Origin of the sequence: Paraburkholderia heleia NBRC 101817 (genome assembly GCF_000739775.1) — a bacterium.
Classification (GTDB): Bacteria; Pseudomonadota; Gammaproteobacteria; order Burkholderiales; family Burkholderiaceae; genus Paraburkholderia; species Paraburkholderia heleia.
This window is the reverse complement of sequence record NZ_BBJH01000078.1, coordinates 1-7,557: the sequence shown is the minus strand read 5'-3', so window position 1 is coordinate 7,557 and position 7,557 is coordinate 1. Positions and strand designations below refer to the sequence as shown.

The 7,557-nt window shown below is 65.7% G+C and carries 6 protein-coding genes; 1 reads left to right on the top strand and 5 read right to left on the bottom strand.

All coding sequences use genetic code 11. The features are described from left to right. Window positions 1-291 precede the first annotated feature (291 nt). Entirely contained in the window at window positions 292-1,095 is an 804-nt protein-coding gene (locus tag BHE01S_RS35555) for a transporter substrate-binding domain-containing protein (RefSeq protein WP_042273131.1), read from the top strand. Window positions 1,096-1,164: 69 nt separating this feature from the next. Here BHE01S_RS35555 and BHE01S_RS35550 read toward each other — a convergent pair whose 3' ends face one another. The 5 genes from BHE01S_RS35550 to BHE01S_RS35530 form a co-directional block, all read right to left on the bottom strand. After that, the gene (locus tag BHE01S_RS35550) at window positions 1,165-2,487 is read right to left on the bottom strand and encodes a c-type cytochrome (protein WP_042273129.1); all 1,323 of its coding nucleotides are present in this window, start codon (window positions 2,485-2,487) and stop codon (window positions 1,165-1,167) included. 11 nt (window positions 2,488-2,498) lie between these two features. Next, window positions 2,499-4,763: a xanthine dehydrogenase family protein molybdopterin-binding subunit gene (locus BHE01S_RS35545; protein WP_042273126.1), complete on the bottom strand. Its 2,265-nt coding sequence runs from the start codon at window positions 4,761-4,763 to the stop codon at window positions 2,499-2,501. Between the two features lies 1 nt (window position 4,764). Beyond that, window positions 4,765-5,220, bottom strand: a complete 456-nt coding sequence (locus tag BHE01S_RS35540; RefSeq protein ID WP_042273124.1) for a (2Fe-2S)-binding protein — start codon at window positions 5,218-5,220, stop codon at window positions 4,765-4,767. A gap of 263 nt (window positions 5,221-5,483) precedes the next feature. Beyond that, window positions 5,484-6,146 carry a hypothetical protein gene (locus BHE01S_RS35535; RefSeq protein ID WP_042273122.1) on the bottom strand — a complete coding sequence of 221 codons (663 nt, stop codon included), beginning with the start codon at window positions 6,144-6,146 and terminating at the stop codon, window positions 5,484-5,486. 45 nt (window positions 6,147-6,191) lie between these two features. Further along, a complete protein-coding gene (locus BHE01S_RS35530) occupies window positions 6,192-7,496 on the bottom strand; it encodes a chloride channel protein (protein ID WP_407669600.1) in 1,305 nt (434 codons plus the stop codon). Window positions 7,497-7,557 lie beyond the last annotated feature (61 nt).

The following is a 7,557-nucleotide window of genomic DNA, read 5'->3' as shown; positions in this document are numbered from 1 at the left end:
TGGGCAGGATGGTGGGCGCAGCGTTGGAGGCCGTGACGGCGATGAACGCCCGCGCCGGCTGATTGCGCCGCGCGTGAACGTGCTGTTAAGCGAATCCCTACAGTGCAGGCGGCGTCCGGAATCGAAGGCGATTTGCCCCGTTTCGCGTGCCGCACAGCGCGGGAAAGTCCTCAGTTGCGCGGGCTACGATCGCGCTGCCGATCGTAGTATTCTCTAGCGACGCGGCCTCGGGGGGGCGCTGATGTGCCATCGCGAAGCAGTCCAGACATCCACATAAAGAGGAGAGGTTGAATGAAGTTGACGAAGCTCCTGTTCACAAGCGCGCTTGCCGTATCGGCACTTGGATTTACCGCCATTTCCGCCCATGCGGAAGATCTGCTGGATTCGGTCAAACAGGCCGGGGTCCTCAAGATCGGCCTGGAGGGCACCTATCCCCCGTTCGATTCCCGTGACAGCAAGGGCGAACTCGTCGGCTTCGACGTGGATGTGGCCAAGGCCGTGGCGGCCAGGCTCGGGGTCAAGCCCGAGTTCATTCCCACTGAGTGGAGCGGCATTATTGCCGCGCTGCAGGCCGGCAAGTTCGACGTGATCGTCAATCAGGTGACCGTCACGCCGCAACGCCAGCAGGCGCTCGACTTCAGCCAGCCGTACACGTACTCGGCCGCGCAATTGATCCAGCGCTCCGACGACAAACGCGAATTCAAGACGCTCGCCGAATTCAAGGGCGACAAGAAGCTCGGCGTGACGCTCGGCACCAACTATGACCAGATGGCGCGCGCCGTGCCCGGCATCAACGTACAGACGTATCCCGGCGCGCCCGAGAAGCTGCGCGACCTGGCCGCGAAGCGCATCGACGCGACGATGGACGACCGCCTGATGCTGCCGTACATCATCAAGACGTCGAATTTGCCCCTGCGGGCGGGCGCCGTGTTGCCGGGCGCCGATCAGGAAATGGCCATTCCGTTCCGCAAGGGCAATCCGAAGTTCGAGAAGGCGATCAACGACGCGCTCACCTCGCTCAAGCAGGACGGCACGCTCAAGAAGATCTCCATGCAGTGGTTCGGCCAGGACGTGACGCAACCGCTCGCTCACTAACGCTGCAGGCGTTTGCAACGCTCGCGCCGGCTGCCTTCATGGCCGGCGCGAGCGCTTCGACACTTCTTCCTACCGCGACGCCTGCGTCCTCGCGCGCATCTTCGCGACCTCCGCCGCGCCCACTCCGCCTGCCTGGTTGTTCCAGCCCGCACGCACGAACGTGAGCACGTCGGCGATCTGCCTGTCGCTTAGGACATCTGCATAAGCGGGCATGGGGTACGGCGCGGGCATGCCCTGGATCACGAGATCGCCCGTACCGTTGAGCGTGACGTTGATGAGCGACGACGCGTCCTTTTCCAGCACGTTCGGATTGCCCGCGAGCGGCGCGAACATCGGCGCGAAGCCGCGCCCGTCGGCGCCGTGGCAATGCATGCAGTACGCCGTGTAGACGCGCGCACCCGCATCGTTCGCCGGACGCGAGAGCGACACCTTCGTCGCCTGCGCATCATAGGCATACGCCGGTCCGCCGTCGTCGCCCTTCGCCGGCAGCGACTTCAGGTAGACCGCGATCGCGTTGACGTCGGCGTCGTTCATGGCCTGGGTGCTCTTGTTGATCACATCGGTCATCGCGCCGAACGCGGAGGCGTGCTGGTTTGCGCCCGTCTTCAGGAACTGCGCGAGCTCCGCTTCGCTCCAGCGACCGAGGCCGGTGTTGTGCGCGCCGGTCAGGTTCGAGGCGAACCAGCCGTCGAGCGCGGCGCCCGTGAGCCACGCGTCGCCGCTTTCGTCGAGCGCCTTCTCGTTGAAGCCGACGCCGCGCGGCGTGTGGCACGAGCCGCAATGGCCGAGACCCTGCACGAGGTACGCGCCGCGGTTCCACGCGACGTCCTTGCCCGCTTTGTCCTGATAAGCGCCCTTGTCGAGAAAAACGGCGTTCCAGATCTTGAGCGGCCAGCGCATGTTCATCGGCCATTTGATGTCGGCGTCGCGGTTGCTCTGCCTGACCGGCTGCACGCCTTGCATGAAGTACGCGTAGAGCGCGGCGACGTCCTCGTCGCGCACCTTCGCGTACGAGGGATAAGGCATCGCCGGATAGAGGTTGTGGCCGTCTCTCGCGACGCCCTCGCGCAGGGCGCGCGCGAAGTCCGCTTGCGTGTAACCGCCTATGCCGGTGTCCGGGTCGGGCGTGATGTTGGTCGAGTAGATGCGCCCGAGCGGCGTGTTCATCGGCAGGCCGCCGGCAAACGGTTTGCCGTGCGGCGCGGTGTGGCACGCCGCGCAGTCGCCCACGGCGGCGAGGTAGGCGCCGTGCTGGATCGTGGCGGCGTCCGCTGCGCTCGCGGCGAGGGCAGGGCGCGCGCTCACGCACGCGAATGCTGCGAGCGCGAGCGTGGCACCGGCAAAGCGGCGCAGGCCGCGGGCGCGTTGGGATGCGTTGATCGTCTTCGTCATGGTTCGCTCCCTCAAGCCGACTGTGCGGACGCGCCCGCGTTCACGAGCTGGCGGCCCACGGGCAAATGCCGCAGACGTTTTCCGGTTGCCGCGTAGATCGCGTTCATCACGGCCGGTATGACCGCCGCGGTGCCGGGCTCGCCGATCCCGCCGGGCGCTTCGGCACTCTTCACCATATGGACTTCGATCAGCGGCATCTGGTCGATGCGCATCATCCGGTAGTCGGTGAAGTTGGTTTGCGTGACGCGTCCGCGCTCGATCGTAACCTCGCCCCACAGCGCCGCCGTGATGCCGAACACGATGCCGCCCTGGATCTGCGCTTCGATGGTCTCGGGATTCACGGCCATGCCGCAATCCACGGCGCACACCACGCGGTCCACGCGCACCTCGCCGTCGTCGACGGTAACGTCTGCCACCATGCTCATGAAGCTGCCGAACGCGTGCATGACCGAAACGCCGCGTCCCTGCCCCTTCGGCATGGGCGGTCCCCAGTTTGCCGCGCGTGTGGCCACGTCGAGCACACCCAGCGCGCGCGGCGATTTGCCGAGCAGATTGCGGCGGTAAGTGACCGGATCGGTTTTCGCGGCCACGGCCAGTTCGTCGATGAAGCTCTCCACCACGAACGTGCCGCGCGTGGGCCCCACGCCGCGCCAGAACGCGGTGGGCACCGCACGCGGCTCCTGGCGCACGTATTCGATCAACTGGTTCGGCAGGTCGTAGGGCAGATCGGCGGCAACTTCCACGGCGTCGGGGTCGACGCCGTGCTGGAAGGCAGGGGGCGCAAAACGCGCGAGAATCGACGAACCCGTGATGCGATGCTGCCAGGCCACGGGTTTGCCGTTCGCGTCGAGCCCGGCCGAGATGCGGTCGTAGTAGTACGGCCGGTACATGTCGTGCTGTATGTCCTCCTCGCGCGTATAGAACACCTTCACCGGCACCTTGAGTTGTTTGCCGATCTTGAGCGCCTGGGTGATGGCATCGACTTCGAGCCGCCGCCCGAAGCCACCGCCAAGCAGGTGATTGTGCAGCGTGACCTGCTCGGGCTTCAGACCCGTGACGGTAACGGCCGCATCCACGGCGCGCGTGGGCACCTGGGTGCCCACCCAGATTTCGCAGCCGTCGGGCTGCACGTTGACCGTGCAGTTGATCGGCTCCATCGTTGCGTGCGCAAGGAACGGCTGCTGATAAACGGCATCGATGCGCGTTTTTGCGGTGCCGAACCCCTGCTGCACGTCGCCGTCCTTGCGCGCGACGGCGCCCTCGCGTTGCGAGGCGCTCGCGAGATCGGCGACGATCTGCTGCATCGAAACGTTCGCGCCCGCGCCTTCGTTCCACTCGACGACGAGCGCCGCAGCGCCCCGTTTGGCGGCCCACGTATGCGCGCCGATCACCGCCACCGCGTTGTCGATCTTCACGACCTGCGTGACGCCGGGAACCTGCAACGCGCGTGTATCGTCGACCTTCGCGAGCGTGCCGCCGAACACGGGGCAGTTCACGATGGCCGCGTAGACCATCCCCGGCAGGCGCACGTCGAGGCCGAAAAGCGCCGCGCCGTCCACCTTCTCGGGCGAGTCCAGGCGCCTGGTGGGCTTGCCGACCAGCGTGAAGTCCTTCGGGTCCTTGAGCGCCACTTTCTGCGGCACGGGCAGATGGGCGGCCGCATCGACGAGCTGGCCGTAGGCGACGCGCCGGCCGCTCGCGTCGTGCAGCACCTCGCCCGCTTTGGCATGGCAAGTGGCGGGATCGACCTGCCACTGTTGCGCCGCCGCCTGGATCAGAACGGTGCGCGCGGCGGCGCCCGCTTCGCGCATGGGTTGCCACGCAAAGCGAATCGACGTCGAGCCGCCCGTGAGCTGACCGCCCAGCAGCGGGTCGGTGAAGAGCTTCGCATTGGGCGGCGCGTGATCGATCGTGACGCTATCGAGCGGCACTTCGAGTTCTTCCGCGATCAGCATCGGAATCGAGGTGTAGACGCCTTGCCCCATCTCCACCTTCGGGACGATCAGCGTGACCTTGCCCGAGCGGTCGATCTGCACGAACGCGTTCGGCTCGAACACGCCGTCTTGCGGGGCTTCGTTGCCGTCGCCGCCCACGACCGATCGACGCGTCTGGCTGTCGCCCTGTGCGCCGGCAGAAAAGCTGATGCCGAGCAGCAGGCCGCCGCCCGCCGCCGCGCCGAGCTTGAGAAACGTGCGGCGCGAGAATGGGCCGCTCGCAGTGACATGCTGCCTGCGTTGCGGCGCGCCGTTTTGCGCATCGAGGAGACCCTGTGACATGTCACGCCTCCTTCGCGGCTTGCTTGATGGCGGCGCGAATGCGCGCATAGGTACCGCAGCGGCAGATATTGCCCGCCATGGCGGCGTCGATATCCGCGTCGCTCGGGTTCGGATTCGCGGCGATGAGTGCTGCCGCCGACATTACCTGCCCCGATTGACAGTAGCCGCACTGCACGACGTCGATCTCGCGCCAGGCCTTCTGCACTTTCTGTCCAGCGGGCGTTGCGCCAATGGCCTCGATGGTAGTGATCTTGCGGCCCGCAACGGCGGCGACGGGCAGCACGCACGAGCGCGCGGCCTCGCCGTCGAGATGCACCGTGCATGCGCCGCACTGTGCAATGCCACAGCCGAACTTCGTGCCCGTGAGGCCGACGATGTCGCGCAGGACCCAGAGCAGCGGCATGTCGGGCGGCGCATCGACGGTATGCGTTTCTCCGTTGATTGTTAATGTCGTCATGGAGCGGCTCTCCGGAAGTGAGGATTTGTCGTTCTCGATAGTGCAATCGAAGCGTTCGCGCGCCGGCTGTTCCGCGTGGCCCGCCTAATGGACGGGCTAAAGCGCAGGCCCGTGGGCACGGCCCTTCGACAACCGCTCGAGTGTAGCGCCGACGTTAAATGTGTGCAGAATACGGGACACCTTGAGGCGCGACGAAAACCTGGGCCATCTGGAGGGAGTTCATGGACTCGCGCCGTATCAGCGTTGCCGCGGCAGCGCGGCGGTCACGCCCGTCGCTCACCTGCACTGTTGCGCGTATTGCGCTCGATCGCGGTCAGCAGCAACAGCAGGACGAGGAAGCCTGCCAGTGCGAGGAGCGTTCCCAGCGACGACCCGAGCTGTTCGCTTCTGCCGCGCGCGGCCTGCATGGCGCTTTGGGCGTCGCCAATGCGCTCGATCTTGACCCGGGCGTACTGGTTCATGGCCGCCGCGACATACCGTTCGCGATTGTCCCATTCCCAGCTTGCCGCATGCCGGGTTGCCCGTGCGACGATGTCGGAGAGCTCGTCCAGAAACTGCTGCCGGTCGGCCAGGGGTACGCTGGCCAGCCATGCCTCGAGCAGCGGCTGACTCGCATTGTCCTGACTCAATACGGTACGCAACGGAGCGGGAATCAGGAATCCCGCGGCGCCAGGCACGTTCACCGTGGGGTAGCTGCCGTTCGCGCTGTCATTTGACAGGGCGTCGTTCGCCGCTTCCGAACCCGGTATCGACGAGAGCACTTCGCTGGCACTCAGCGGCGGATCTGCGGTGACAGCAGTCTTTCCCGGAACTGCGAGTGCGAACATCAGCGCAATCATGGCCAGCACGGCCCCGACGAGGGCGATGAGACACAGCACGTGTGCCATGCCCAGCAGGCGCCTCTCGAGCTTGTCCGCAATTTTCATGTCGTTCCCGTTGAAATCAGGGCCGGCGCGGCGCCGGCATTTACCTTACGGCTCCCGCAGGTAACGCTGCGCGAGCGCTTCGTACAGGGGTGGCGCGAACAGGCGCGAGACACGGCTCGCGATGAGCGCCGTGGCCATCAATGAAATGACGAGCGCGTGCCCGTTGATCATCTCGATGACAATCACGAACGCCGTAATCGGACTCTGCGTGACCGCCGCGAGGTAGCCGACCATGCCGAGCGCGATGAGCATCGGGAGCTGCATCTGCGAGAACACCATGTGCACCGTATTGCCGATGCCCGACCCGATCGCGAGCGAAGGGGCGAACAGGCCGCCCGGCGCACCAGGCAGGTACGATCCCACCATCGATACCATCTTCAGGACCGGGTATGCCGCGCTGACGTGCGCCGTACCCTCGAGCATGCTGCGTGCTTCGGCATAGCCGCTGCCGAAAGTGTGGCCATGCGCCAGCACGCCAACGACCGCGATGACGAGGCCGCTGAAGGCGCCGAACAGCACGGGCCGCTTCCCGCGCAGTTCGAGCAGCGGTTTGGGCATCCAGCGCCTCGTGTTGAGCAGCAGCCAGCAAAAGCAGCCGCCAAGCGCGCCCGCAATCACGCCAATGAGTACGACGGCGAGGCTAAGCCATTGCGGTAGCCCTGAGCCGATATCGATCGTGCCGAAGTACACATAGTTGCCTTGAAGCCCCAGAGAGACGACGCCGGCAAAGATAATGGCCGTGATCAGCACGCCGCTCGTGCGCTGCTCGAAGCTGCGCATGAGTTCCTCGATGGCGAACATCACGCCCGCGAGCGGCGCATTGAATGCAGCGGACAGGCCTGCAGCCGCACCCGCGAGCGCGAGCCTGCGTTCCAGCACGCCCGGGCGGATTGCAAGGAAACGCCGGGGGTAGAAACGCCTCAGGCTGAACATGAGGGCGGCGCCGACGTGAATGGTGGGTCCTTCGCGGCCGATCGTGAATCCGCCAAGAATGGCCAGAAAGGAGATGAAGATCTTGCCGACGAGGATCCGCACCGTGAGCAGCTGCGGGCCGAGTTCGTCCGGCCCGTGAAGCATGGCGATGACCTGCGGGATACCGCTGCCTTCCGAGCCGTCAAAGAAGCGCCGCGTGAGCCAGACCGTGACGGCACCCGTGGCGGGCGCTACAAGCAGAGGCAACCAGAAGTGCGCGGCGGCGTAACGCAGGAACAGGCCATAGCCGAAATCGATCAGCTTCGCGTAGAGCACGGCGACGAGGCCGACGGAGATCGCTCCGAGCCAGAATACCCCGTAGTGGAGCCATAGCCGGTTGGCTCGCTGCAGCGTTCGCCGGTCAATCAGCCCGAACATGCGCACGATTTATATCCCCCTGTTTTTCAATACTCTTTATCCGGACGATTTCGTCGCCGGC

Excerpts from the sequence above, each read along its gene's own strand:
- BHE01S_RS35555 (WP_042273131.1), top strand. The coding sequence starts at position 292 with ATGAAGTTGACGAAGCTCCTGTTCACAAGCGCGCTTGCCGTATCGGCA.
- BHE01S_RS35550 (WP_042273129.1), bottom strand. The coding sequence starts at position 2,487 with ATGACGAAGACGATCAACGCATCCCAACGCGCCCGCGGCCTGCGCCGC.
- BHE01S_RS35545 (WP_042273126.1), bottom strand. The coding sequence starts at position 4,763 with ATGTCACAGGGTCTCCTCGATGCGCAAAACGGCGCGCCGCAACGCAGG.
- BHE01S_RS35540 (WP_042273124.1), bottom strand. The coding sequence starts at position 5,220 with ATGACGACATTAACAATCAACGGAGAAACGCATACCGTCGATGCGCCG.
- BHE01S_RS35535 (WP_042273122.1), bottom strand. The coding sequence starts at position 6,146 with ATGAAAATTGCGGACAAGCTCGAGAGGCGCCTGCTGGGCATGGCACAC.
- BHE01S_RS35530 (WP_407669600.1), bottom strand. The coding sequence starts at position 7,496 with ATGTTCGGGCTGATTGACCGGCGAACGCTGCAGCGAGCCAACCGGCTA.